At 51.4% G+C, this 26,053-nt stretch carries 24 protein-coding genes and 1 riboswitch; of the genes, 18 read left to right on the forward strand and 6 right to left on the reverse strand.

Annotated features, from left to right (window positions below):
• Window positions 1–13: 13 nt before the first annotated feature.
• Entirely contained in the window at window positions 14–1,888 is a 1,875-nt protein-coding gene (locus tag KI362_RS19240) for an FAD-dependent oxidoreductase (RefSeq protein WP_301629555.1), read from the reverse strand.
• A 62-nt stretch (window positions 1,889–1,950) separates the two neighbouring features.
• Window positions 1,951–2,856, reverse strand: coding sequence for an FMN-binding protein (locus tag KI362_RS19245; RefSeq protein WP_301629557.1), 906 nt, complete (start codon window positions 2,854–2,856; stop codon window positions 1,951–1,953).
• A gap of 477 nt (window positions 2,857–3,333) precedes the next feature.
• Between KI362_RS19245 and KI362_RS19250 the strand changes: the two genes are divergently transcribed.
• The 4 genes from KI362_RS19250 (at window position 3,334) to KI362_RS19265 (ending at window position 10,243) form a co-directional block, all read left to right on the forward strand.
• The gene (locus KI362_RS19250; protein ID WP_301629559.1) at window positions 3,334–4,875 is read left to right on the forward strand and encodes an HD-GYP domain-containing protein; all 1,542 of its coding nucleotides are present in this window, start codon (window positions 3,334–3,336) and stop codon (window positions 4,873–4,875) included.
• Between the two features lie 97 nt (window positions 4,876–4,972).
• Window positions 4,973–6,442 carry a sensor histidine kinase gene (locus KI362_RS19255; protein ID WP_301629561.1) on the forward strand — a complete coding sequence of 490 codons (1,470 nt, stop codon included), beginning with the start codon at window positions 4,973–4,975 and terminating at the stop codon, window positions 6,440–6,442.
• 103 nt (window positions 6,443–6,545) lie between these two features.
• Window positions 6,546–6,923 carry a RidA family protein gene (locus KI362_RS19260; RefSeq protein WP_301629563.1) on the forward strand — a complete coding sequence of 126 codons (378 nt, stop codon included), beginning with the start codon at window positions 6,546–6,548 and terminating at the stop codon, window positions 6,921–6,923.
• Window positions 6,924–7,087: 164 nt separating this feature from the next.
• Window positions 7,088–10,243, forward strand: a complete 3,156-nt coding sequence (locus KI362_RS19265) for a DEAD/DEAH box helicase (RefSeq protein ID WP_301629565.1) — start codon at window positions 7,088–7,090, stop codon at window positions 10,241–10,243.
• Here the strand turns inward: KI362_RS19265 and KI362_RS19270 are convergent.
• On the reverse strand, window positions 10,200–10,601 hold the full coding sequence (locus KI362_RS19270; RefSeq protein ID WP_301629567.1) for a hypothetical protein: 402 nt from the start codon (window positions 10,599–10,601) through the stop codon (window positions 10,200–10,202). The two genes, KI362_RS19265 and KI362_RS19270, sit on opposite strands and share 44 nt — an antisense overlap.
• A 201-nt stretch (window positions 10,602–10,802) precedes the next feature.
• Here KI362_RS19270 and KI362_RS19275 point away from each other — a divergent pair, with 201 nt between their 5' ends.
• Window positions 10,803–11,051 (forward strand): hypothetical protein, encoded by a 249-nt coding sequence (locus KI362_RS19275; protein ID WP_301629569.1) that lies wholly within the window; start codon window positions 10,803–10,805, stop codon window positions 11,049–11,051.
• A 310-nt stretch (window positions 11,052–11,361) separates the two neighbouring features.
• Here the strand turns inward: KI362_RS19275 and KI362_RS19280 are convergent, their stop codons facing one another.
• Window positions 11,362–11,736 carry a hypothetical protein gene (locus tag KI362_RS19280; protein WP_301629571.1) on the reverse strand — a complete coding sequence of 125 codons (375 nt, stop codon included), beginning with the start codon at window positions 11,734–11,736 and terminating at the stop codon, window positions 11,362–11,364.
• A 167-nt stretch (window positions 11,737–11,903) separates the two neighbouring features.
• Between KI362_RS19280 and KI362_RS19285 the strand changes: the two genes are divergently transcribed.
• The 4 genes from KI362_RS19285 to KI362_RS19300 all read left to right on the forward strand — a co-directional run bounded on the left by KI362_RS19285 (window position 11,904) and on the right by KI362_RS19300 (window position 15,512).
• Window positions 11,904–12,716 carry a zinc ribbon domain-containing protein gene (locus KI362_RS19285; protein WP_301629573.1) on the forward strand — a complete coding sequence of 271 codons (813 nt, stop codon included), beginning with the start codon at window positions 11,904–11,906 and terminating at the stop codon, window positions 12,714–12,716.
• A gap of 96 nt (window positions 12,717–12,812) precedes the next feature.
• Window positions 12,813–13,160 (forward strand): hypothetical protein, encoded by a 348-nt coding sequence (locus KI362_RS19290; RefSeq protein WP_306432850.1) that lies wholly within the window; start codon window positions 12,813–12,815, stop codon window positions 13,158–13,160.
• Between the two features lie 63 nt (window positions 13,161–13,223).
• Window positions 13,224–13,323: riboswitch (purine riboswitch) on the forward strand.
• Window positions 13,324–13,485: 162 nt separating this feature from the next.
• Window positions 13,486–14,073 carry a xanthine phosphoribosyltransferase gene (locus tag KI362_RS19295; RefSeq protein ID WP_301629575.1) on the forward strand — a complete coding sequence of 196 codons (588 nt, stop codon included), beginning with the start codon at window positions 13,486–13,488 and terminating at the stop codon, window positions 14,071–14,073.
• Between the two features lie 74 nt (window positions 14,074–14,147).
• Window positions 14,148–15,512: a nucleobase:cation symporter-2 family protein gene (locus KI362_RS19300; protein WP_301629578.1), complete on the forward strand. Its 1,365-nt coding sequence runs from the start codon at window positions 14,148–14,150 to the stop codon at window positions 15,510–15,512.
• 5 nt (window positions 15,513–15,517) lie between these two features.
• Here the strand turns inward: KI362_RS19300 and KI362_RS19305 are convergent, their stop codons facing one another.
• Together KI362_RS19305 and KI362_RS19310 are read right to left on the reverse strand one after the other, a co-directional pair.
• Window positions 15,518–15,856: a DUF4870 domain-containing protein gene (locus tag KI362_RS19305; RefSeq protein WP_044480240.1), complete on the reverse strand. Its 339-nt coding sequence runs from the start codon at window positions 15,854–15,856 to the stop codon at window positions 15,518–15,520.
• Window positions 15,857–16,198: 342 nt separating this feature from the next.
• Window positions 16,199–17,173: a serine hydrolase domain-containing protein gene (locus KI362_RS19310; protein WP_301629580.1), complete on the reverse strand. Its 975-nt coding sequence runs from the start codon at window positions 17,171–17,173 to the stop codon at window positions 16,199–16,201.
• Window positions 17,174–17,529: 356 nt separating this feature from the next.
• Between KI362_RS19310 and KI362_RS19315 the strand changes: the two genes are divergently transcribed.
• The 9 genes from KI362_RS19315 (at window position 17,530) to KI362_RS19355 (ending at window position 26,028) form a co-directional block, all read left to right on the forward strand.
• A complete protein-coding gene (locus tag KI362_RS19315; protein ID WP_044480239.1) occupies window positions 17,530–17,718 on the forward strand; it encodes a hypothetical protein in 189 nt (62 codons plus the stop codon).
• A gap of 137 nt (window positions 17,719–17,855) precedes the next feature.
• The gene (gene map / locus KI362_RS19320; RefSeq protein WP_187375163.1) at window positions 17,856–18,605 is read left to right on the forward strand and encodes a type I methionyl aminopeptidase; all 750 of its coding nucleotides are present in this window, start codon (window positions 17,856–17,858) and stop codon (window positions 18,603–18,605) included.
• A 1,031-nt stretch (window positions 18,606–19,636) separates the two neighbouring features.
• Window positions 19,637–20,695, forward strand: coding sequence for a cytochrome c oxidase subunit II (gene coxB, locus KI362_RS19325; protein WP_044480237.1), 1,059 nt, complete (start codon window positions 19,637–19,639; stop codon window positions 20,693–20,695).
• 111 nt (window positions 20,696–20,806) lie between these two features.
• Window positions 20,807–22,657, forward strand: a complete 1,851-nt coding sequence (gene ctaD, locus KI362_RS19330; RefSeq protein WP_301629626.1) for a cytochrome c oxidase subunit I — start codon at window positions 20,807–20,809, stop codon at window positions 22,655–22,657.
• Window positions 22,654–23,280 carry a cytochrome (ubi)quinol oxidase subunit III gene (locus tag KI362_RS19335; RefSeq protein ID WP_212940125.1) on the forward strand — a complete coding sequence of 209 codons (627 nt, stop codon included), beginning with the start codon at window positions 22,654–22,656 and terminating at the stop codon, window positions 23,278–23,280. Before ctaD ends, KI362_RS19335 begins: the two co-directional genes overlap by 4 nt.
• Window positions 23,281–23,285: 5 nt before the next feature.
• Window positions 23,286–23,606 (forward strand): cytochrome C oxidase subunit IV family protein, encoded by a 321-nt coding sequence (locus KI362_RS19340; RefSeq protein WP_044480235.1) that lies wholly within the window; start codon window positions 23,286–23,288, stop codon window positions 23,604–23,606.
• Window positions 23,607–23,705: 99 nt separating this feature from the next.
• Complete coding sequence (gene ctaG / locus KI362_RS19345) at window positions 23,706–24,617, forward strand: cytochrome c oxidase assembly factor CtaG (RefSeq protein WP_301629585.1); 912 nt, start codon at window positions 23,706–23,708, stop codon at window positions 24,615–24,617.
• 13 nt (window positions 24,618–24,630) lie between these two features.
• Window positions 24,631–25,095 carry a DUF420 domain-containing protein gene (locus KI362_RS19350; RefSeq protein WP_301629586.1) on the forward strand — a complete coding sequence of 155 codons (465 nt, stop codon included), beginning with the start codon at window positions 24,631–24,633 and terminating at the stop codon, window positions 25,093–25,095.
• Between the two features lie 219 nt (window positions 25,096–25,314).
• On the forward strand, window positions 25,315–26,028 hold the full coding sequence (locus KI362_RS19355) for a hypothetical protein (RefSeq protein ID WP_301629588.1): 714 nt from the start codon (window positions 25,315–25,317) through the stop codon (window positions 26,026–26,028).
• Window positions 26,029–26,053 lie beyond the last annotated feature (25 nt).

Below are 26,053 nucleotides of genomic sequence, written 5' to 3' on the forward strand. Positions count from 1 at the left end.
CGAAGATACTGCGTCAGTCTGTGTACAAGTACCATCTTCGAACGAGAGGGATCTTCTTCCATTGCTTTCTGAGCCAAGGAAGAACATAGTAGTCAAGTCCGAACGCACTGCCGGATCCGCCGATCAACGCGACACCTGCAGTCATGTACCAAAGCATTTCTGTCGAAGCCATGCTGGAGGACCAGATCATGACGCCGAGTGCGACTGTTATTGCGGACGATACAGCAGTGAACAGACCTACAATGATCATCACACCGACTGCGATTTCCATGAATACCATGAAGAATTGGAATACAGTCGCCAAAGCGGTATAACCGCCATCTGAAGTATAGAAGAAGATGTCCATGAACCAGTTCACAATACTCTTTATGAATCCCGGAACCGGCAGAGCCGTTACGGAAGTCGAAGCGCTCTCTACAGCCGATGCTGCGGAAGAAGCGTCAACCGTCGTCTTAACTTCCTCAGCCGCCTGACTCGCTGCAGTAACAACGTCGGCGTGCGGTGAAGGAGGAATCAGGAAGATATTCGAAGGATCCTTCAGGATCTTAGGAAGCTTATCAATCCCTTCTTCCAGCCATTTGTAACCGACGAAGATGCGCAGCGGCAGCAGCCAGAAGTTCGGAGAACGCTTGGCAAAGTGTCCGCCGACAAAGCTTCTGCGGTTGTTCACATGGAAGAATTCATGCATCATGTATGTCCATACCTTATGGAAGCCTGCTACGGTGAACAGGTAATACATATTGATCAAATGCTTGGAGAACATAGCCATGAATCCGGTCAGCATGAACATTTTATTCGGAAGACCGACATTCGCTACACCATAACGGCTGCCGATACATACCATAGTGCCGTGGAAGCCTGGTTTGTAGGGCTTCTTAGGCTTGTTATGAACGTCAGCATAGATATTGTGCGCAATAAGCGGGCCGGCCTGCTCGGCATTTTCAACCATTTGCGGAACCGGACGAGTCTCGCCTTCAGGAATAAAGAAGATGTTATCGCCAACGATGTATACATCGTCATGGTCTACGCTTTGGAGCTTGTCGTTCGTTACGATCCGTTTGCGGCCTTCTTGTTTAACATCCAGCTTGCCAACGAGATCGGAGCCTTCAACACCGGCTGTCCATACAACGGTGTCAGCTTCCAGCGACTTGTCGCCGAGTACGACGCCAGACGGCGTAACACCGGTGATTTTTGCGCTAGTAACAATTTCGACATTCATCTTGTTCAGGCGCTTAGCAGCCTTCTCAATCAACTTGTCGGGCAGAATCGGCAGGATTTTCGGAGCCATATCCGCCACAACAAGGCGTACCTCGCTAGGATCGATATAGAATTCCTTGCAGAGCTCATCCCGGAACTCAGCCATCTCGCCAACCAGCTCGACACCCGTAAAGCCGGCACCTACTACAACGAAGGAAAGCATCTTCGAGCGTTTAACCGGATCGGTTTCTTTCGCAGCCTTGCCGAACTTGTCGCGGATTTGCTCCTTGAGACGAACTGCATCCTCATAGGACCAGAGCGTCAAAGAGTGCTCTTCTGCACCTGGAATCCCGAAGAAAGTCGGCTTACAGCCCGTACCGATAACCAGGTAGTCATATTTGTAGGTTGATTTAGCGGAACGAAGCTCTTTGGATGCAAAATCGATATTATCGATAGAGTCCAGAACAACGTCAACCTTTTGACCGGCAAAAATCTTTTTAAGCTCGATTTTAACCGAATCTTCAGGAGCGCGGTTAGCCGCGACCTCATGCAGCTCCGTCAGGAGCGTATGGTAAGGATTGCGGTCGATCAGCTGGATCGAAACATCCTTATCCTTTTTGAACAATTTGGCGAGGTGTTTGGAAGTAACGACACCGCCGTAGCCTCCGCCAAGAACGACAATTTTCTTCAAAAGATTCACCTTCTTAAATAGGGTGGTGGGACTGAGAGTTTATTTATACTTTCTATTTAAACCTATTTTGCACCTTCAAGCGCTTTTGATACAAGATCAAAGTAACTTTGCAGGGAGATCGATACGCCGCTCAGAGCATCGGTCTTGCCATCTTCGCCAAATGTAAGGGCAGTAGGATCTTGAGATTCTACAAGGTTAGCTTCAGCCACTGCTGCTTGCTCATGCCATTCGGACGATGCGCCGCCAGCCTTCATGCCGTATTTGCCGTCGATGGAGTTTTGCTTCTTGTCTTCGCCAGCTGCGTTCACACCGCTGAAGTTAACGTGGATGATCTTGCCTGCAGCGATAACAACGTCAGCAGTTTCCTTCCAGCCGGAGTTTGCATCGAATTCAGCGCCTTCAGCATGGTAGTAACCGTCTTTGTATACGCCCAGTTCAACCGGACCAGCGGCAAGGGCCTTGTCAGCCAGATCGAAGAACTCGTTTACGTGTACAGATACGCCGGAGATTGCGTCGGTCTTGCCATCCTCACCCAAAGTGATATCCTTTGGATCTTGCTTTTCAAGCAGGTATTGCTCAACAAGTGCAGCCTGTTCATGCCATTCAGCTTGAGCGCCGCCGGCTTTCATGCCATACTTGCCCGATTCGGAGTAGGAAACCTTGTCAGGACCAACAGTAGCGTTGATGCCGTTCCAGTTTGCTTCAGTAATTTTGCCGCCGTCAACCTTCAAAGTAACATAATATTGCCAGCCGGATTTTGCGTCTGCTTCACCGATTGCATAGTAAACGCCGTCTTGGTATTGACCTTGCTCAGCAGCGGTATTTTCGCTGTTAGTGCTGTTCGTTGCCGGTGCTTCTGTTGATGTGTTGTTTGCAGGGGCTGCATTGTCTTTACTGTTGTTGGAGCCGCAGCCGGCAAGAACGCCAATCAACAGGGCGGTGCAGAGTAGAATAGATGCTTTTTTCATGTTAAATGACCTCCAGTTAGATAAAATATATATATTAAAATGTGCAGACATTTTAATAACGACAGGAAGAATGAAAATCGTTGCGGGACAAGGCCTTCCGGTTTCGAGGGAGTCTCAAAACCATTGTTCGATGGAATTTTAGCATATAAAAATAGGTGATAATGTGAAATAGATCACTTGGGGTGTGATTTTAAATATTGTCGAAAAAGGCTGAAATTCAGACGGGCAGCGGGTTTGAGCCTCAATCTATTCTTTAAAATTTTAATTTTATTTTTAAAATTTTATCTTATTTTTTATTCAAACTTCTCATTTTCATTTGGATTCTGAAAACCCAGAGTTTATTTTATACGCATATGAAAGTTTAAGCAAATTAATATTTTTGTATGAAAACAAAAACTATAATCTTCCCAACTGCGTGCCGATAAAGATGGAAGACAAAAATGATGAAAATATGAAAATTCGGAACTTCATGGAAGGATGACTACGCCGTTGACCATATATAAGAAGTTTATTTCAAGCTTGATCGTTAATTACTGTATGGGAATGTTAATGGCAGGAACGGCCGGTGTCGCTCTGCTTATGATATCGCCGCCTCAAATTCCCGCTGAAGAACGACTTCTATTTATAGGAATTCATCTTTTCTCGGGGGCCGTTATGATTGTGCTCGGCTGGGGGGTCTATCACATTCAGCTTCGTCCGATCCGTAATTGCTTCGTCAACAATATTGAGAGCTTCGGTTATCTTCAAAGTGTATACATTCGAACCCACCGGCTTCCCTCATTGGTCGCAAAGCGGATTATGGGGCCTCATTTGATCGGCTATTTGCTTCCGTCTACTGCACTATGCCTTTGGTTTACCCACACCGGACAGCTCACGATCAACTACTATCAGGTGTTCTTGACAGCCGCTGCAGCGATTCTAGTTACCGGCATGCATGCACTTATTGAGTTTTATATGACGTCGAACAGTATCCATCCGGTGTTGTTGGAGCTGAATAACTGGTCTTATGTTCTCTACGAGAAAGAGCTGTCGCTTCATGGACGAGTACTGATCTCGATTAAGAGCAAACTCAGATGGAGCCTGTTTGTTATTGTCGCTGTCCCGTTGCTGCTCTATAGTATGGCGATCGAGTACCGCTACGGAGGGGACATTTTTATTAATGATTATTTTTGGAGAGGGGCCGCTGCCATCCTGTGCGTTGGATTAGCCTTTGCATTTATCGGCTCGAGATTAATGACTCGGGATACGGTTACGCCGATCCAGCTCTTCTATGAAAAAATGGCGGAAGTGCAAAACGGATATCTGCGGTCCGGCGTCGGCGATCTTTTCTCTGACGAATTTTCCAGACTCGTATCCGGCTTCAATCATATGATGCGCGGCTTGAAAATTCAGGCCGAACGAAATAACCAGCTCCTGGAAAGCTACTTCTCGACTTTGGCGGCGGCACTGGACGCTCGGGATCCCTATACGGCAGGGCACTCCGAACGGGTTGCGGAATACGCGGTGAGAATCGGCCGGCTGGCGAATCTTCCGGAGAAGGAAATACAGGACTTGCGGAAGTCGGCACTGCTGCATGATATCGGAAAAATAGGAATTAAGGACGCTGTTCTATTAAAGGAGGGACGATTGACGGAGGAAGAGTGGGATCAGATCAAACAGCATCCTGTGCTTGGAGAAGCCATTCTGAAGCAGATTGAGCCGGTGGACGCCATGGCTTCCTTCCTGCCGGGAGTACGCTCGCACCATGAGCGGTATGATGGGGCAGGCTATCCGGACGGGCTCTCCGGAGAAGACATCCCGTTGTTTGGCAGAATTATTGCCGTTGCGGACGCCTTTGACGCGATGACCTCGGATCGACCTTATCGTAAGGGAATGGACGAAGAGAAGGCTATTGCTATTTTGGAGGAGGGCGGAGGCACCCAATGGGATCCGTATTTCTCCCGTTTGTTTACGGAGGACTACCGGAAAATGCTGGCGGAATCGGCGCCGCAGAAACCATTGCCCTATGAACGGAAGTAGGGTTAAAGTCTGAATGAAAAAGACCGCGGTTGTGTTAAAATGAAGGAAGAATAAGGAACAGAAGGCTACAACCCAACTCATCCGCGGGAGGGACTATATGGGCTTTGGCAAAATCTTTTTGCTTAACATGGCGCTATTGATTACGATGGCATACTTGGCCAATATTCTATATAAGTACGTTCTTGTGAAAATATCAGGCAAGATTAATTATATTTTATCTATTCTGTGGTTTATCTTTGCAGGCTGGATTTGCATGAAGTTCGGATTCCAGCTGAAGGGCGATGTCCTCTTTGATCTTCGGATTGTCCCGCTAATTATTGCTGCGATTGTTTATGCGAAGCCTGTAGTCGTGATGATCATTTCTTTCGGGATCGGCTTTAGCCGATTAACCTTTGGAATCAGCGAGGCTGCGATTGCGGGAACGATCAATTTTGTTATTCTAGGCATCTTATGCGCATTCATGATTACCTGGATGAACAAGAGGCAGTTCAAGCAGAGCACCCGGGGAATCCTGACGATTCTGGTGCTGAATACCGTCAATGTATTGGACATTGCCATCTTCGGAGTAATCCCGTTCAAGGAATACATACTTACGATCATGCCCTCCACACTGCCGATCACCCTGCTGTTTAGCTGCATATTTGCCCTGATATTGCTCGACTTTCAATTGGATCAAAGGCGGAAGCTGGAGCTGCTGCACACAAATGAATTGATGACCCGTCAGACGGAAGAGCTGCGGCAGGCAAAGCTTTCTTTAGAAGAGCGGGCCCGCCAATTAACACAGGCTTCCCAATACAAGTCTGAATTCCTGGCTAATATGTCGCATGAACTCCGGACCCCGCTCAACAGCATTATTAATTTAGCCGAGATGATTTCAGAGAGCGAAGAGGGGCAAGAAGAGGAACCGCTAGAGAAGGATACTCCGAATTATGGTACTATCATTTATAAGTCCGGAAGAGAGCTGCTCCAGCTAATCAATGACATTCTCGACTTGAGCAAGGTAGAGGCGGGCAGACTGGAAGTCGTCCAGGAAGAAGTCGTTCTTGCGGAAGTTGTTCAACTGATGGAGCTGCAATTCGAGCATGATGCCGAGCAAAAAGGAATTGAATTCGAGGTTACGATGATGCCCGAGCTTCCGAGTACAATTCAATCGGATGCCCAGCGACTATGTCAGATTTTGCGCAACCTGTTATCCAATGCCTTCAAGTTTACGCATCAGGGACGGGTGGATCTGATGATTCATAAGGACAGCTCAGCGTGCTCGATATCAGGAGAATGGATTGTATTTTCGGTGGCGGATACCGGAATAGGAATTCCGCAGGACAAGCATGAAGCGATCTTTGAGATGTTTCGGCAGGCGGATGGCTCGATTAGCCGGAAATATGGAGGTACAGGATTGGGCCTGCCCATCAGCCAAGACCTGGCCCGTTTAATGGGAGGCTTCATCCAGGTTGATAGCCGCGAAGGAGCAGGGAGCCTATTCCATCTTTATCTTCCCCTAATACAGAAAGAGAACAGCGGTGCCCTATCCGATGAAGAGAACGAAGCTCCCGGAGGTGCAGACTAGCTGGTATTTGGACGAGTTCTTATTGCAGTTGAACAAAAGAAGCTTTTAGAGAAGGCATAAGCAGGAATGGCAACAGATAACAAGAGATGAAGGAGAGATAATGATGAGCAAGCAAGTAATATCAACGACACAGGCACCGGGTGCGATTGGCCCGTATTCTCAAGCTGTACAGATCGGAAATCTGCTCTTTGCTTCCGGGCAATTGGGGCTTATTCCGGAAACGGGACAGCTGGCTGAGGGGGTCGAGGCACAAACCGCTCAGGCGTTGAACAATGTGAAGGCGATTCTGTCGGAAGCCGGCTTGGGTCTTGAGCACGTAGTCAAAACAACGGTCTTCTTGGCTGATATGAATGACTTCGCCAAGGTAAACGAGATTTACGGCGGGTTCTTCTCACAGCCCTATCCGGCCAGAAGTGCGGTACAGGTAGCAAGACTGCCGAAGGATGGACTTGTAGAGATTGAGGTTATAGCGGCGAAATAGGACAAAAATGATGGGGACCACCGGGAGCGCTCCGGCCTGAAAAGGCAGGACGCTCCTTTTGATTTGCCCGCAGCTGCAGTTTTATATCGGGACGGTTTCGTATAAGATAGTAATTATTGCGGTTTTTCATAATTCGAAGCATGCTTGCATGACGGGAGATCAACATGAATCAACGTCTATATGGAATTTGGCTTGGAGAGGTAATGTTCTGCTTCTCTGGTGAAATATCGGAAATGAAGGTGGATGCATGGACGGCTGCAATCCGTCCTCTGGAGCCCGTCCAGGGACTGCGTCCGTTTCAGCACGCTGCCTTACGGCTTGCCGAGGTCAGATATCCGGTTTATGGCGGTCGGAAATGGTCGGGGGCTGGTGAACGGAGAGGTCTGATCGGCAGGACGCTGGAGGGTGTCGCGCTGTCTGTTACGGAAACCTGGCAGCTCTTGCTGAATTGGGATGAGAGCTATTATAAATCCAAGGGGATTCAACCGGGCGGAGAATTTGAATATTGGAGCATCGCGGCGCAATTTGCTCGTAGTCTGCTGGCTAAGGGCAGAATTGCGCCGGGCATCAGGGCAGGTGCAAACCCGCTTGGGCGCCGGCGCACCAATCAGTCATCGGCTGCAGCCGAATGGGGGCCGGAGCTTAAGGGGGACGATCTGGACAGATTTCATAGTCTGGCTGCATCGATGCCGCCAATCGCCCTGGCTGCAGTGCAGTCAACTGCCGAGGAGGGTTCGCTGGAGGAGCGGCAAGCCGCCGTGCTGCGCTCCTTTCTTACTGCGATGATTGATCGGGAGACCCGGCTGGCGGTAGGGGAGCTTGGCAGAAAGCTGAACCCGGCAAGAGCCGGCTACAGCCGGGGCTATTCACCGCTTGCCGAATTGTGGTGGAACCATCTGCTCAGCGCTTCTATACCGCCGGACATCCAGGGAAGCAGTGCCGAGATCGAGCAGTTAACTGCGGAAATTGAGCGCGTGCAAGGCAAGCCCCGTGGCCCGGAAGGGCTCGAGGCGGATTACGACGACGGGCTCGAGCCGGGCTCAATTCGGTTATGCCTGAGAATTGAGCCGCTTGCAGAGCATGGAGATGAATTAGCGGAGGACAGGTCGCTTCTTCGCTGGAGACTCTCTTGCTGGGGAGAAGGCGTTGAAGATCCTGCTGTTCTGCTGCCTGCCGGTATCATCTGGAGTTATCCCGAGCCGGATATGGAACTGCGGGGCCGAAGGTATAAAGGCATACAGCGGAGCTTGCTGATCCGGCTGGCTAAGGCTGCCGAGTACAGCCGGGAGCTTGAAGAGCTTCTGATGTTGCCGCGTCCGGAGGCCCTCACGCTGAAGCCGGAGGATGTGTATCAATTTCTGCGCCGCTCTGTTGCACCGCTTAGAAAGCACGGAGTAACCGTGCAAATGCCGTCCCGCTGGACAGGAGAGGGACGGAGGTCGGCCGGGGTAAAAATCAAGGCGCTTAACTGGAAGGCAGCCGCTGCTTCCGCGAATGGAATGGAGCATGGCTCGTGGAGAGAGTCTCAAGGGCTGGGTGTTCAGCAGTTGATCTCGTTTGAAATAGAAGCGCTCCTGGATGGAGAACCGTTAAGCAGGGAGGAGCTTGCAAAGCTTGCCGCCTCGAAGTCCCCTCTGGTGTGGTTCCGTGGAGAGTGGATCGAGATTGACAGCAAGGAGCTTCGGCAGGTGCTGAAGCTCCTCAAGAAGCAGGAGCAAGGGGAGATGAGCTTCCGTGAGTTCATGGCCCTTGCAGCGGGCACCGAATCGCTTCTGCCCGAAGGACTGCAGGTGGAGCATGTCGAGGCCGAAGGGATGCTGGCCGCCTTCCTGGAAGGCGGCGTGCTGCATGCTTCAAACCCTCGTCCGGTGCCCGAATCCCTGAACGGCACGTTAAGGCCGTATCAGGAACGGGGGTTCCAATGGCTGGCCGCCATGCGCGAGCTGGGCTTCGGCGCGCTGCTTGCCGATGATATGGGACTGGGAAAGACGGTCCAGGTCATTACAGAATTGCTGGATGGTCAACGGGAGTCATCAGAACCAAGCCTAATCATCTGTCCTACCTCTCTGCTAGGGAACTGGCAGCGAGAGATCGTCCGATTTGCTCCGGGACTCCGGTTGTATATTCATCACGGCGGAGATCGTCTTCATGAGGAGAAGTTCATTAAGGCTTGCCGCGGCAGCGACATTGTGCTGACGACCTATCAGCTGGCCGGCCGGGATGCAAAGGATCTGCGGGATATGGAGTGGAAGACGATTGTTCTCGATGAGGCTCAATATATTAAGAACTTCGGCACGAAGCAGGCGCAAAGCGTCATGAAGCTTCAAGCGCCGCAGCGGATCGCAATGACCGGTACACCGGTGGAAAATCGGCTCAGTGAGCTGTGGTCCATCTTCCAGTTTTTAAATCCAGGCTACTTGGGGACCCATGCCGCATTCCGTGCCCGTTACGGAAGTGCTGCAGATTCCCAGGGAGGAGAACTGGAGAAGCTGAGGAAGCTGGTTGCTCCTTTTCTGATGCGCAGATTGAAGAGCGATCCGGATATCCGCAAGGATTTGCCGGAGAAAATTGAGCTCAAATCCTACTGTTCACTTACGGTGGAGCAAGCGGCTCTGTATGAGGCCGTCACTGAGGAACTGATTTCCTCGCTGGACGGAATGAGCGGCATTGCCCGGAAGGGACATGTGCTGTCCTCCTTGACCCGACTGAAGCAAATCTGTGACCATCCGCAGCTTGTTCCGAGCAGAGGACGTGCGGGCGGCGGACGATCCGGGAAGCTGGACCGGCTGTATGAGCTGCTCGATTTGATTATGGATAATGGAGAGGCAGCGCTGATCTTCACCCAATATGTGCAAATGGGTGAACTGCTTAAGGAGCGGCTGGCTGAGCGGTATGGCGAGGCTCCTGGCTTTCTGCACGGAGGCATGCCGCGAAAAGAACGGGATGAGCTGGTGGAGGCGTTTCAAAAAGGGACGGCCGCGCCGATTTTCGTGCTGTCGCTTAAGGCTGGCGGCGTCGGTCTCAATCTGACCCGGGCCAACCACGTGATTCACTATGACCGCTGGTGGAATCCGGCGGTGGAGAATCAGGCTACAGATCGGGTATTCCGAATTGGACAACAGAAAAATGTCGAGGTCCATAAGCTGATTACACAAGGCACGCTGGAAGAGAGAATCGACGAGCTGATTGAACGGAAAAAGGCGCTCTCCGAGCAGGTTGTCGGCGCGGGCGAGCAGTGGCTTACCGAGATGTCCGATCAAGAGCTGGCCGATCTGATTATGCTGCAGACCGGCGGCTATCTGGAGGTGGACCGGAAATGAAGCGGAGACAAGAAAGCCGCGGAGAAGCAGACAAAGCCCGAGTGGAGCTGGTGCCGGAAGGGCTGAGGGTTGAGCTTCCCGGAGGTAGTGACGGGAAGGAAGGAGCGCGGGTGCTGCTCCGGGCGTGCAGCACCGCCATGCGGGAGCGGCTGGAGCTCCCGCTGCAGGTGAGCCGGCAGCCGCTGTTGCTGGCGCGGCTGCTTGAGGAAGGCGCAGGCGCGCTTGGCGACCTGCTGCCAGCTTCGCCGCCATGGCGCATGGCGGCGGAGGAGGATTCGGCAGCCGCCGGTGCTCCGTTGGCGGCGGCGTGCTCCTGCGGCGAAGCCGCTTGCGGCCATTTGCCTGAGGCTATGGCCATCGGCGAAGCCGCCTGGGCCACGGACGCCGGCCTGCGGCTCGCGCTCGTCGGCTGGGCGCCGGAGGCGCTGGCCGACGCTGCGCTGGCCTGCTGGGCAGCCGCACAGCCGCTGCCCGAGCCGGAGGCGGCCCTCCGCGCATACGCGGGAGGGCCGGGCGCCCCGCAGCGCAGCGCGCGCGGGGAGGGGCCGCACCTCGCCGAGTGGCTCGCGGATATGGCCGGGCAAGGGCATCTGCACTTGCCCGGGCCGCGGTTCCACGATGTGGCGGCAGGACTGCAGGAGGAGTTCCGGCATGGAACTCCTCCCGGGTCCGCCTCCGCCGCACAACCGCGGCTGGACCGCGAGCCCGGGCCGGAGGCGGCCCCATGGGCAGCGCTGCTGCCGGGCGTGTCCGGGGCGGCGAAGGGGCTGGAGCTGGTCGCCGCCCGCGTGAGGGAGCGGGCGGCTGAGCTCGCCGCCGGCCCGCCTCCAAGAGCAGCCGGATCGCCAAACGGCAAGATCCGGCGGTAGAGCACAACGGACGCCCGTTTAACTCCCGGGCGTCCGTTGCTGTGTCGAGGGCACTCATGCGCGCGAAACAAGTGCCAAAAGGCACTAAAATTACTAGCGAGGGCACTCATGCGGCGAAGCAAGTGCCGCCCACATATGCGAACGGTCAAAAACTGGGCAAGAAAACCTCGCGTTTTCTCGCCCGTCTTTTGTTGGGGACTTCAAATGAAACAGTTCCTATGAACTTACTTATTTGAACAGCCCCTCATATTACTTATTCAGCGGCGATCCATGCTCGCCATAGCCGGGGTGGTGATAATCCGTATTGCCCAGCCGGCTGAGAATACCCGACTCCATGAGCATGGTACGGGTCTTGGCCGTTCCGGAGCGGTAGAGAAGCACATACAGCTCGGAGAGCTGCTTGTTGAATTGCTCCGGAGCAGCATCATGGTCTGCCGATTTATAGGGAACCGGCGCGCGCCGGAACGTGTAGTCATCTTCGGCTGTTAAAGCGTTCAGCTTGTCCTGCAGCAACGACAATTCTTCTTCATCCAGCAGGACTTCGAATTCGGCGGAATCATTAGGGGACTCCTGAATAAGACGATGGGCGACAGATACATAGTAAGTCTGCTTTTCATGTTCCATATGCATCTTCCTTTCCGTGACAGAGCGTGGCAGAGAAGCCCTATTTTTTGTTTACACGCGCTTGTCGAATGTGAATCAAGTCCGATTTTCACCGGGATTCCAAAAGTGGTATGATAGCAGTTATAATCGAACCAAATTCACACCGTCAGGAATGGAGGACTACTGTCATGAATTTTTTTCAGCGTATAAAAGACGGGGCGGGAAAGGTATCCGACCGAGCGCAAAATGCCGTGGAAATCGGGCGGTTGAACACACAAATAACAACTATTGAACGCGAGATGGGACTGTACCATCAAAAAATGGGTGAAGTCTTCTATGACGGGTACCGTCAAAAGGATATGTCAGAAGCAGAGAAAGAAATGCTGGAGCTGGCGAAGACATGTGATCTTCTTGTCGAAGAACGGGATGAGATTCGGGCCAAGATCGCTGAGTTGAAAAATGAGCGGCTGTGCGGCGCGTGCGGCAGAACGGTTGCTGAGGATGGACTGTATTGCCAGTATTGCGGACATAAGCTGCATAGACCGAAGGTGGCGGCGCCTGTCAGAGAGAATCCGAAACAAGCCGAAGAGAAGATTCCGGTCAGGGCAAAGGAACCGGAGCAGGAGCAGGAGCATCTTCCTGTTCTGCCAGCCGATCCCTTGGATTTCCTGATCCCTTCCGCTTCGCGCGAAGAGGCGATGGCTTCCCTCGAGGTAGAACCGGAGCCGCAAACGGATTACCCCGAAGATGAGGAGCATGAGGCGCGCAGACAGCAGGAGCTTGGACGGGAGCAAAGGCGCCAGGAGGAGCTTGAGCGGGAGCGGAGACGTCAGGAGGAGATGGATCAGCGAATCCGTTCGTGGCAGGAGGTGGCTAATGCCAGAGAGAAGTCTTCGGATCCTCTGGCGACGGCAATTCCGGTTGTGCAATGTCAAGTCTGTTCCGTTGAGCTGGTGAAAGGAACCAAGTGGTGTCCGCATTGCGGCTCCGAGCAAATTTAGAGCATCGTTCACTAAAATGTTGCAAAGTCCAGCTGGTCCCTCGTGAACTCATCCGTAGTAAATAGTATATTGGTTGCGACTTGGTCTAATCTGATTATGAATACTTACAGCAACGATTACGGAAGGGAGCTGGCAACATTGGAATGCATTGTTCACTTTGAGGTCGTCTATCCTCATGAAAGCAAGGAATTAAGGGGTTTGATTTTTTTAAACGAGGGGGAAAAGCCCTCGGAGCGCGACTTTCTGGACATGTTTCAGTCGATGGGCTTCAAGCTGAAAATAGAGGACCGCGAGGAGTTGGTCTTTAAACCGGCCGAGGCTGGAGCTGCTTACAGCTTGATCCGGATTCGCAGACTGGATACCGGGGAGAAGACTTATAAAGAGGATCAGGAGCTGAGATCCCTGTTAACTCACCTGCTTCCGGGTGAATCGCGTCCGATCTAACGGGACTGCACAAAAATTCCTCTTTATTTTCTATCAGGTTGTGCGTTATACTGCTAACATTGCTTTTGAGTTCGGCATTTTTCTCGTATATGTGCAGGAATGGGCCTGCATGTTTCTACCCGATCACCGGAATGATTGGACTACGGGGAAACCATGATATGTATTCAAACTAAGGGAAGTCGGCCTGTTCTTTGAGCGGGCCGGGCTTCTTTTGGGTTTAAGCGTGTATGGTTTTCCGCAATTTCAGTCCGTTTCCCGGCCGGGAGACGGACTTTTTTGTGTCCGGAGATGCATGTCCGAATAGAATTCACAGGGGGAGAGAGACATGAAGCTGCTTAGAGACAAGGTAATGACTGAGGGGATCGTGCTGGGAGACCAGGTGCTGAAGGTGGATTCTTTTCTCAACCACCAAATGGACCCGCTGCTGATGAAGGAAATTGGACGAGAGTTCGCCCGGAGATTTCAAGACGAAGGGATTACCCGGATCTTAACGATCGAATCTTCAGGAATCGCTCCGGCCATCATGACGGCAATGGAGCTCGGCGTGCCCATGATTTTCGCAAGAAAGCATAAGTCGCTTACGCTGAAGGACAACATCTACGTGGAGAAGGTATATTCGTTCACCAAGCGTGAGAGCAATGAGATCACCGTATCCAAAAAGTTTTTGCAGGAAGGCGATCGAATCCTGATTATCGATGATTTTCTGGCGAATGGCGAGGCGGCGTTCGGTTTGGCTCGAATTGCGGAACAAGCCGGCGCAAGCGTTGCGGGGATCGGAATTGTGATCGAGAAGTCTTTCCAGCCCGGTGCAGGGCTGCTGCAAGAAGCAGGATACCGGGTTGATTCGCTGGTACGGATTGCTTCGCTAGAAAATGGAACCGTCAGCTTCGTAGAAGAAGTGCACGGGCAATAATTAGATCTAGAGTACTACACAGAGAGATAACTTGAGAATTTAGAGGGTAACCATACGGGGAGGAATAGATTCACATGGAACGCGAGGCAATATTTCAAAGAAACCGGCATCCGTTTAAGACTTTTTCACTAGGCTTGCAGCATGTACTGGCCATGTATGCCGGCGCGGTCATCGTACCGCTGATTGTAGGCGGGGCTCTAGGACTATCGCATCAGGATTTGACGTATCTGATCGCCATTGACCTGCTCGCCTGCGGGATCGCAACACTGCTTCAAGTTTTCGGGAACCGCTACTTCGGGATCGGTCTGCCGGTGATGCTGGGCTGTGCATTTCAAGCGGTATCTCCGATGATCGCGATCGGCCTTGAGGATGGAATGGGTGTGAGCGCCATTTACGGGGCGATCATCGCTTCAGGCCTGTTTGTCTTCCTGTTCTCAGGCTTGTTCGGCAAGCTGATCGCTTTGTTCCCGCCGGTTGTAACCGGCTCGGTCGTCACGATTATTGGCGTCACGCTTATTCCGGTAGCTCTTACGGATCTGGGCGGCGGCAACACGGCTGACCCGAATTTCGGAAGTCCTGCCAATCTGATGCTGGGCTTTGGGGTTCTGATCTTCGTCATTCTGATGAACCGGTTCGCCACCGGATTTCTTCGTTCCATCTCCGTGCTGCTGGGCCTGCTCGCGGGGACAATCGTTGCCGGCTTCATGGGCCTGGTTGACCTGACACCGTTAAAGGAAGCCGGCTGGTTCCACATGATTGAGCCCTTCTACTTCGGCAAGCCGACCTTCCATGCTTCGGCTATTTTGACAATGATTCTTGTAGCGATCGTGAGTGTTGCGGAATCCACCGGCGTATTTATGGCTCTGGGCAAAATCGTGGATAAAGATATTACCTCCAAGGATCTTGAACGCGGCTACCGTGCGGAAGGACTGGCCATTATGCTGGGCGGCGTGTTCAATTCCTTCCCGTATACGACCTATTCGCAAAATGTCGGGCTCGTCCAAATGAGCCGGGTCAAAACCCGCGACGTTATCGTTGTAGCGGGAAGCCTGCTTATCCTCATTGGCTTTGTTCCTAAAATTGCAGCATTAACACAGCTTGTTCCTACCTCCGTCTTGGGCGGAGCGATGATTGCCTTGTTTGGTCTGGTGCTCTCCTCGGGTATCCGGATGCTTGGAGACCAGGTGGATCTGAACCGTCATGAGAACCTGCTTATCATTGCCTGCTCGGTAGGCATGGGTCTTGGCGTGACTGTTGTTCCCCAGATTTTTGACGCATTGCCGGCCTGGCTGCGGATTCTGGTGGACAACGGCATCGTAGCCGGGAGCTTTACAGCCATTGTCATGAATCTGCTCTTTAACGGCCTGCGCGGAGACAGCACTAAAGCGTCCCGCACCGAGGAAGAGGAAGAACCGGCAGCAGCGGAACTTACCGCTTAACCGCCTTACATCCGGTTCAGCTGCCGCTCGGCGAACTCGCCGATCCAGGGCAGCTTGAGCCATTTTCCTTGAAGGGCGGCCAGCATAAGGACGATCCAGAGTACAAGGCTCAGCAGGGAGAGAAGCATACCGACAATGACGCCGATGATCGGAAGGAAGCCTGCGGCGGCATGAAATACCATCAAGCCGGCGAACAGGATGACCGATTGCAGGGCGTGAAACAGGACAAAGCGGCTTCTGCGCTCGATCAGGAGGAAGACAACGCCTCCTACGAAAGCGAATAAGTAACATAGAAAGGCTGCGACATTCTCATAAAGTCCGGTTGATGATCGGAATGGAGACATACAGGCACCTGCTTTCCGTTATAGAGGTAGTTCAAAAAGCCGACTTTTGATCACGAAGTATTTCAAGTGGTTGATTCGACATCGAATCTTGCGTTCACCCTAGAAGTCCGAGCGGATGCTTACGAGGTATGCTTCCTTTGGAAGCATTTCACTCATGTAGGTTTTGCCTACACTCCGTTCCTCCTTCTTCGGGTTCTCGCAACCTTCTCGGTGCTGAAAAGCCGGTTTTTTTGAACAATTAACTTATATATTTTCATACTATGTCATACACGGGACGGGCAGAACCGGATTGAAGCGCGGGCGCGCAGCACCTTGTCAAAGGGGCGGCGTCCGCGCTTTTGCTTATTCAGAGCCCGTTCCGCGGTCAGCAAGCAGGACTGGCAATATCTGCTCCTCCATCAGCCGCTTGGGATTTTTACAGCGCTTGACGTTGCAGGCGGAGGCGAATACCGCCACGGCTTCCAGCTCGGGGAGCACATAAATTTGCTGGCCGCCATGACCATGAGCATAAGCGTAACGGAGACCGTGGAATTCACTGGTCCACCAATGGTATCCGTATTGCCCGTATTCGGAAAATGCTTCTCCACGCGGCGTCATTGATTCGTGAAGCCATTCTTCCTGAAGCAGGCGGTTCCCTCGGAAGGTGCCTCCCGCAAGACAAAGCTGGCCAAGCTTCATCATGTCGATAGCTTTCATATAGAGACCGACATGCCCGCAGGCGCCGCCGTCCGGAGCGGTTTCCCAGTGATAATCTTTAATCTCAAGCGGACTGAACAGGTAACGGTCTGCATAATCTCTGACAGGGGTGCCGCTCCATTTGGACAGTAGACAAGCAAGGAGATGGGAATAGGCGCTGCAGTATTGAAAATGTCCGCGTTGCTCCGGTATGACAGGCAGCCGCAAGACAAAGCCGGTCCAGTTTTTACTGCGGTGTAAGCGATGTATGAATCGTTCGCCGAGCTTGGGGCCGGTCTCCCAATACAGCCCGCCCGTCATGGAAAGGAGCTGTCTCAGCGTCATCTCGGGCCAATAGGAGTCGGGTCTGCTCGGGGCATACTCCTTCACATCGTCCCATACCGGCTTGTCCAGTTCGGGTAATAGCTCTTGATACTGAGCGATGCCAAGCAGAAGGGAGAGGACGCTTTTTGTTGCCGATCTAAGATCATGAAGTACTGCCGGATGGGATTGCTGAAAGTATTGCTCATGCCGCATCTGTCCATGCTGGGCAAGCAAAAAGCAGCGAATTCCAGGATATTGGGCACGAATTGTCCGGTCGGCAGCATGGAGGGCGGGGGCAGTCGGCGTTGTGAAATTCATAAAGCCTCCTAGTTTTTTTACTTGTATTTTTACCCGCACAGACCGATATAAGTAACAAGGAATAAAATTAAAAGGATGATTGATTTTGGAAGAAAGCTGTACCGGGGAGATGAATATGTTACAATATAGGAGGTAGAGGTCTTTTTCCGCATGGATGATTCTCTAAGACCGGCATACAGCTGCAAGGACGCTTGATTTGATCATGCCTGATTCATCGAGAATGGGTGAGGGTATGTATAGTGTCATGCACCCGCTGAAAAGAGGCATCAGCAACATCTAACTTCACGACATACTAGCTTTTCGGCATTCTCGAAATCGGAGCATTGAACTAGAATCGTTCTGGGAGGGAATATGGTATGGCAACGAAAGGTCACAATGAGGTGAAAGAAAGTTTGCGGGAAATGACGCGAATATTCAAGCCGAAGGATCCTAAGAAATTTGTGAAGGAGTATGTCCGCAAGTACCGGATTACAGGTGGGTATGAGGAAGAATTGACTCATCTGGTTGAAATGGAGCTCGACAAGCTCGACTCTTCGGTCTCCTGAGGAGATTGCATATAAACAGAATTCACTATAATAGCTGTTAATAACGAACGCCTGGCAGATCGCTCGGGCGTTTTTTCTTGGTATGCGGCATATAATAGCCACAGAGCCGAACAGTCATCATGAAAGGGGCTAGCAATTTGAAGATTCAGTTGAAATCGAAGGAAGAAATTGAGCGTATCAGAATGGCCGGAGCTATTTTGGCTGACTGCCATAAGGAAATTGCCAAGGTGATCAAGCCGGGAGTCACGACGGCGGAGATTGACAGACTGGTAGAGGTCTATCTGGCAAGCCGCGGGGCGACCCCTGCTCAGAAGGGCTACAGAGGGTTTCCTTTTGCGATCTGCGCCTCAGTGAATGAAGTAGTATGTCATGGGTTTCCAGGGACCGTTCCGCTTCAGGAGGGGGATATTGTCACCATTGACATTGTCGTGAATAAAAGCGGCTGGATGGCGGATTCGGCCTGGTCCTATCGGGTCGGAAATGTATCGCAGGAAGCGGAGAGACTGTTGCAGGTAACGGAGAGGGCTCTTGCAGCCGGCATTGAAGCAGCACGCATTGGGAACCGGGTAGGGGATATCAGCTACGCGGTTCAGGAAGTCGCCCGCAAGGCCGGGCTTGGCATTGTAAAGCCGCTCATCGGTCATGGAATCGGGCGCAATATGCATGAACCGCCGGATGTCCCCAACTTTGGGCGCCCTCGTTCAGGTCCAAAGCTGCAGGCGGGAATGGTTATAACCATTGAGCCGATCTTGACGCTGGGAGACACCGGAGCGGTGTTCTGGGATCAGGATGGCTGGACGATCCGTTCAGCAGACGGAAGCCTTGGAGCTCATTACGAGCATACGCTAGCTATCACGGAGGAAGGCCCCGTCATCTTGACTTGCTGACTAGATAAGTTGAACTGATAATTGTACGTGCTGTGGCAACCCTTTCTAAATCATGTCTTTAGTTCAACTTAATTTAGACTGATCAATCTCATTATTTAGAACCAAGTCTGATCCCTGCAAAGGGAAGGGGCTTGGTTTTTTATTTAGGCTTTTAGCCAGTTGAGTACGCGAAGCGTGCGACAAGAAAACCATCCGCTATGCGGGTGGAGAAACAAAGGTTGAACCAACAAGATCATTGCTCCAGTTTATATTGAACCTAGGGTGGTGGTTTAAGTGTAAAAGATACACCTAATTTCTGAACTTGGGCTCTGAATTTAAGAATAGCTGTATAGAGTGCATTTAGATTCGCAAAAAACGCAGCTGCTCTGAAAAAAAACAGGCATTTAGCTGCAGGGAGTACACTTAAACCTGTGGAGTTTAGAAATGGCGTGATTTTAATTGCACTTTATACAATTCATCGACAAGATGATCCAACGATCAGCCACAATAGGCTCAAATGAGCTGAAGTACCCAACAGGTCCAATATATGATGAAGATCCAATCAGCGAGAAAAGGAACAAAAAGAGGTAAACCCGTTTAACTGGTAAGTGAAGGCAACAAATGAGCCTGAACAGATTTGGGGTCAGGCTAGCGTTGGCGCAGTTTGGCAGAGGGGGTTATACCCCAAGAGCAAACCACCGTTGGCGGGCGGGGGGTTATGATTTTCCAATCGTAAAAGTTTTGAGAAATGTCAAAAATGAATATTCTAAGAAAGAAGCCGGAAAAGGAAGGGGGGAGGCGGGTTCAAGCGTCGTTTTCAAAGATTAAAAAACATGTGAAAACGTTCGCAAACCCTTGTTTCAAGCGGGATTTCAGATATTTGAACAATTTGTGAACTAAGTTGTGAACGTTGACAAAACATGGGTTCAATCATATATTTAATAGGTGATAACTGTAATTGACAGGGGATAAAATCCGTGATACATGAATCCGTTTTTTATGCTCAAGCCTGTACATAAACTGGTAACTAAACGGAAAAGTGGGGTTGATCAATGATGAAACCGTGGAAGGGTATCAAGCGTCTGTTGCCTCTGCTCGCGATGTCTCTCTTGTTGTCCGCATGCGGACGGGAGGATCTGTCGGTGCTCAGACCGCAAGGAACCGTGGCACAAGGCCAATTCGATCTGATTATATTGTCCATATCAATCATGGTTGTAGTAATGCTCGTTGTGTTTGCGATCGCGGCCTATGTCTGGATCCGCTTCCGGCGCAAGCCAGGACAACAGGAAGTTCCCAAGCAAGTTGAAGGCAATTTCAAGCTGGAGGTTGTCTGGACGGCAATTCCGCTCGTACTGGTGCTGATCCTTGGTGTGTTCACGGTTCAGAAGATCTTCGCCTATGGAGAAGATTACTGGAACGATAAGAACGCTGTTAGGGTTCAGGTGACGGCCCATCTGTTCTGGTGGGAGTTCTCGTATCCGGATTATGGAATAACAACAGCGCAAGACATGATTATTCCTACTGGGAAGAAAATTGCGCTGGAGCTTAAGACGGCTGATGTACTGCATTCCTTCTGGGTGCCTTCGCTGGCGGGCAAGACGGATACCAATACAGATGGGACCGTGAACAAAGCCTGGATTGAAGCGGAGCAGGAGGGTGTCTATCTAGGGAAATGTGCGGAGCTATGCGGACAGTCCCATGCCTTTATGGAATTTAAGGTTAAATCGGTCAGTGAAGAATCGTTCAATGCTTGGGTAGAGTCTATGAAAGCGCCTGCTGTATTGCCGGAAGATCCGGCGGTGGCCGAAGTCTTCCGGACGCAATGTCTGTCATGCCATGCCGTTGGCGATCAAGGAGTTCCGGTAGGGCCGAATTTAACGGGGGTAGGCAGCAGAGAGACGGTAGCAAGTATTCTTCTGAATGCCGAAGGCTCGGGCAATGCGGTTGATACCCGGCCTGTCCAGGAGAATATGGAGGCATGGCTCAAGGACCCTCAGAAGTGGAAGCCGGGTAACCGGATGCCGGATCCCAAGGAGGATCTGGGGCTGACGGATGCGGAAATCGAAGCGATCGCCAAATATCTGGCCGATTACAAGCTATCGTATGAATAAGGGATGGTGATTCTTCGAGCTCACTGACTGGCGCGGTGTGAAGCCGCAGCAACGATAAGGGGGTACACAGCCTTGGCTCACGCTCATAGTGTCAAGCGGTACAAGGGATTCATGGATTGGATCACAACAGTTGACCACAAAAAAATAGCGGTATTATATTTGCTGGCAGGCGGATTTTTCTTCGGAATCGGCGGTATTGAAGCGCTCTTGATCCGGGTTCAGCTCGCCAAGCCGATGAATGACTTCGTAACGGCCCAGCAATTCAACGAATTAATTACAATGCACGGTACAACGATGATTTTTCTCGGCGTGATGCCGGTGATCTTTGCTTTGATGAACGCGGTAATTCCTTTGCAGATCGGTGCGCGGGACGTGGCTTTTCCTTTTCTGAACTCGCTGGGCTTCTGGACGTTTCTGTTTGGCGGCTTGCTGCTGAATCTGAGCTGGGTGATGGGCGGAGCGCCGGATGCAGGCTGGACTGCTTATACACCATTGTCATCCTCGCAGTTCAGCGCCACTCATGGTGTGGATTTCTATACTATCGGCTTGCAGATCGCCGGTTTAGGGACGCTGATCGGCGGGATTAACTTTTTGGCAACGATTATTACGATGCGGGCGCCAGGCATGTCTTTTATGCGGATGCCGATGTTTACGTGGACGACCTTCGTAACCTCGGCCATGATTCTGTTTGCTTTTCCGGCGATTACCGTCGGGCTCGTATTGTTAACCTTTGATCGGATTCTGGGCGCGAATTTCTTCAATGTTGAACTTGGGGGCAACCCGGTGCTGTGGCAGCATATCTTCTGGATCTTTGGCCACCCTGAGGTGTACATATTGATTCTCCCGGCGTTCGGCGTGATCTCCGAGGTGGTCAGTACCTTCTCGCGGAAGCGCTTGTTCGGATACAGCTCCATGGTGTTTGCGACCATTCTGATTGCCTTCCTCGGCTTCATGGTCTGGGCCCACCATATGTTCACGACAGGGATGGGGCCGATCGCCAATGCCTTGTTCTCGATTGCGACGATGCTTATCGCGGTTCCGACCGGCATCAAAATCTTCAACTGGTTATTTACGATGTGGGGAGGACAAATTACGTTCACCACAGCAAATTTATTTGCCGCCGGCTTCATACCGACCTTTGTCATGGGCGGGGTTACTGGCGTTATGCTGGCCTCGGCGCCAGCGGATTATCAGTACCATGACACCTACTTTGTCGTAGCGCATTTCCATTACGTAATTGTCGGAGGTCTGGTGCTTGGCCTGTTCGCCGGTCTGCATTACTGGTGGCCTAAAATGTTCGGACGCGTTCTAAGCGAACGGCTGGGCAAATGGGAATTCTGGACTTTTATTATCGGCTTCCATATGACCTTCTTCATACAGCACTTCCTGGGACTTATCGGGATGCAGCGCCGCGTATTTACTTATTTGCCGAATCAGGGCTTTGATCTGATGAATCTGATCAGTACCATTGGCGCGTTTTTGATGGGTGTAGGCGTGCTGATCTTCCTGGCGAACGTCATTCTCTCCTTCCGGGAGAAGAAGGGAGTTGCCGGGGATGTATGGGGGGATGGCCGGACGCTGGAATGGGCTATTCCGTCGCCGCCTCCGGAGTACAACTTTAAGCAAATTCCGCTGGTTCGCGGGATCGATGCATTCTGGAAGGAAAAGATGGCAGGACATCAAGAGATGACGCCAGCAGAGCCTGTAGGCCCGATTCATATGCCTTCACCGACAATATTACCATTCCTCATGTCCGTGGGATTATTCATTGCCGGCCTGGGCTTTATGTTCACGAATGATGACTTTGGAAATAGCTTCCTGAACTTTATGTTCAATAAATATATTGTAGTTGCTATTGGTCTTGGACTGACCTTTCTCTGCATGCTGCTAAGATCGTTGTACGATGATCACGGCTGGCATATTGAAGAGGAAGAATTGAAGGATGGGGGGGTTCAGGCATGACAACACCACATGCACAGCAAGTGAGTGATACGCTTCCCCATGAACCGGAGAAGGCGACGCTGGAAGGACGCAATAAGGTGCTCGGTTTCTGGTTGTTCCTTGGCGGGGAGGCGGTGCTGTTCGGAACGCTGTTCGCCACCTTCCTGGCCTTGCGGGATCAAGTTGCGGACGGCCCTTCTGCGGCGGAGTTGTTCAGCTTGCCGATCACGGCGGCAGCCACCTTCATCCTGCTGGTCAGCAGCTTGACGAGTGTGTTCGCTATTCAGGCGATGCATCGCGGCAACAGGAAGTCGCTGGCTACCTGGCTCGGAGTGACAGTCGTGCTCGGTCTTGCGTTCCTCCTGCTTGAAATTTACGAGTTTTATGAGTACATCGTTCATGATGACTACGGGATGACGACCAGCGCATTCAGTTCAGCTTTCTATACGCTGGTTGGATTTCACGGAGCACACGTGCTGTTCGGGATTCTGTGGATTTCGATCCTGATCGGACAACTGATGAAGAAGGGGCTTACGGTCGTTACGGCTCCTAAAATCTATGTATCCGCCATGTACTGGCACTTTATAGATGTGGTATGGGTATTTATTTTCACGGTGGTCTATTTGCTTGGAAAGGTGGTCTGACGGGAATGAGCACCCATGATCTGAACGAAGACGGGGCGGTGAAGCATCGGCATCGCCAGGAAGGGCCGCAGAAGCATGTGATTGCGTTCATCTTTTCGATCATCCTGACCTTGATCGCCTTTGCAGCGGTTGCAGCGGGAGGCGTGAATACAGCATTTACGGTCATTCTGCTGCTGGTGATGGCCATTCTGCAGGTGCTGATCCAGCTCGGCTACTGGATGCACATGAAGGATAAGGGGCATATGATCCCGATTCTGTTCATGGCCGGAGGCTTTTTTGTCGCCGGATTGGCTATTATAGCGGCGCTATACTGGATGTGGTGGTAAAATAAGGAGAGGCGGGCTTGGAATAAGCCGCCTCTTTCGTCTTGTTAGAGCCGTGTTCACAATTTGGACAATTGATTGGCAGTGCAAGGGGGATATGTGGTGTTTGGATTAGCCTATTTTAAGTGGGAAGAAATTTGGAGTCCTGTTTTTCTGGCGGTTATGTTATTGATTACAGCGGCTTATCTCGTACTGACCGGTCCTGTCCATGATCGCTTGCATAAGGGGAAGCCGGTGAGAGCTGGACGTAAGGCCCTGTTTTTACTGGGTATGACTGTGCTTTATGCTGCCCAGGGAGGCCCTGTGGAGCTGCTGGGGCATATCATGTTCAGCTTCCACATGGTTAGTATGGCGCTATCGTACCTGATTGCTCCGCCGCTTCTGATGCTGGGATTGCCGGATTGGATTTGGCGCAGACTTGCAGAGCAGTTGTCCCGCAGTCCGTTGTCACGCCTGCGCTTTCTGACGCATCCGATTGTCGCGGCTGTGGTATTTAACGGACTGTTCTCGCTCTATCATTTCCCTGCCATTCATGATTATGTCATGCTCCATTTTGCTATTCACCGTCTGTACTATGCGGTTCTGTTCATAGCAGCCATTCTGATGTGGTGGACGCTGGTAAAGCCTTTACCGGATCATTTGGAAGTGCATGGTCTGAAGCAAATGGGCTTTATTTTTCTGAACATGGTGCTGCTTACTCCGGCTTGCGGCCTGATTATTTTTGCGCCTGAACCGCTCTATGCGACCTATAGTGATCCGGCGGTCTGGGCTCAAGCGATGGGGTATTGTGTGTCCGGTGATCCGGGAATGCTGCTATCCCGCTTCGGGGGACCTGAATTCTTCGGTTATCTGGAGCCTGCTATTGACCAGCAGGTAGGAGGCATTATAATGAAGTTTATTCAGGAGATTATCTTTGCATCGATGCTTGCTTATGTGTTCTACAATTGGTACAAGCGGGAGAATCGGGAGGATGACGAGCTTTCCGGGGACGAGGCGAAGATGAATCTTACGTGATTGGAGGATATTCATGGATTGGTATTTTATATTCCCTACGATCAGTACAGGTTTTATTGCCCTAAGCGCCGTGCTGGTTGCCGTCGGTTGGGCACTGATTATCAAGGGGAAACGGGAAGCCCATAAGAAGACAATGATAGCTGCGGCGATCGCGGCCATCCTCTTTTTTATCATCTACATGTCGCGCACCATATTTATCGGCAATACGTCATGGGGCGGCCCGGAGGATCTGGAAGTGTATTATCGCGTCTTCCTCATCTTCCATATTGTACTGGCGAGCGTGGCGGCTGTCTTCGGCATTACAACCCTGGTGCTGGGCTTCAAGGAGAAATACGCCAAGCACCGGAAATGGGGCAAGATCACTTCGCTCATCTGGTTTGCCACGGCAATTACCGGGATAACGGTATACGTGCTGCTGTATCTGCTCTATCCAGGCGGTCATACCCGGCCAGTATGGGAAGTGATTTTTGGATTGTAGTCATTTATATTTATTCTCAGCAAAAAGGGCTCTGAAGTCATGCAAGACGGACTTTGGAGCCTTTTTGCTATGCATGAGCGTCAAGCGAGCGGTTGTATTTTTCCCAGGATTAGGGTTGACGTACATAAGGTCAGAGATTATACTGTGTATAAAGATATAAACAGTAAGCACAGTGATTTCGAACCGAAAACCTGCGCAAGACGGGAAAGGTGATGACGCTTGAACAAGTGGCGGGATGCTTGGGTAATTATCAAGAAAGAGCTTAGCACCGATAGGGTGTATCTGATCTGGGGTCCGCTCTTCATGGCGTATGCAGGAGCGATGATCGGTCTGATGATGTATGGCCCCATGAAGCAAGGGGAGTACCTGAATCCAGTTGCGGATTTCCTCATGCTTAGCGTTCTTCCGTTGGCCGGCATTCTGTTCTCCAGGCGCTCATTCAACTATATCAAGGATGACACCTATACACGAATGTTGTTCTATTATCGTACATTGCCGATTCCGGTTGAAACGGTGATGAAGAGCAGATTTCTTCATATGATTGCTGCCTTCCTTTTTAATGGTGTAATCCTGTTCACTGCCATCCGGTTGATTTTTGATATGAATATGAACGGGCTTCAGTATGCCGTATTTATATTGACTTGGCTAGGCTATGCAATAGCGGTAAATGGAATCTTCATTTTCTTCGAGTTCACCACCAGCGGCCGAACTTACATGTGGTTTACGATTTTGCTGGTCCTGCTGTTCGGACTTACTGCTGCGATATCCGCAATTTCTGGTTTCGGTCTGACTGAACATTCGATGCAAATGAGCAAAAAGCACGGAATGCTGTCTCCTCTGATGTGGGGAACGCTGCTGGGAGGCGGGCTTCTGCTTGCAGGCTTCTCTACTCTTGCTACACGCAAGTTGAGCCGGAGAAGTCTTAGGGGATAAAGGAGCATTCAAGGTGATCTTGGGT

This window comes from Paenibacillus apis, from assembly GCF_018333295.1.
In the GTDB taxonomy this organism is placed as follows: domain Bacteria; phylum Bacillota; class Bacilli; order Paenibacillales; family Paenibacillaceae; genus Fontibacillus; species Fontibacillus antibioticophila.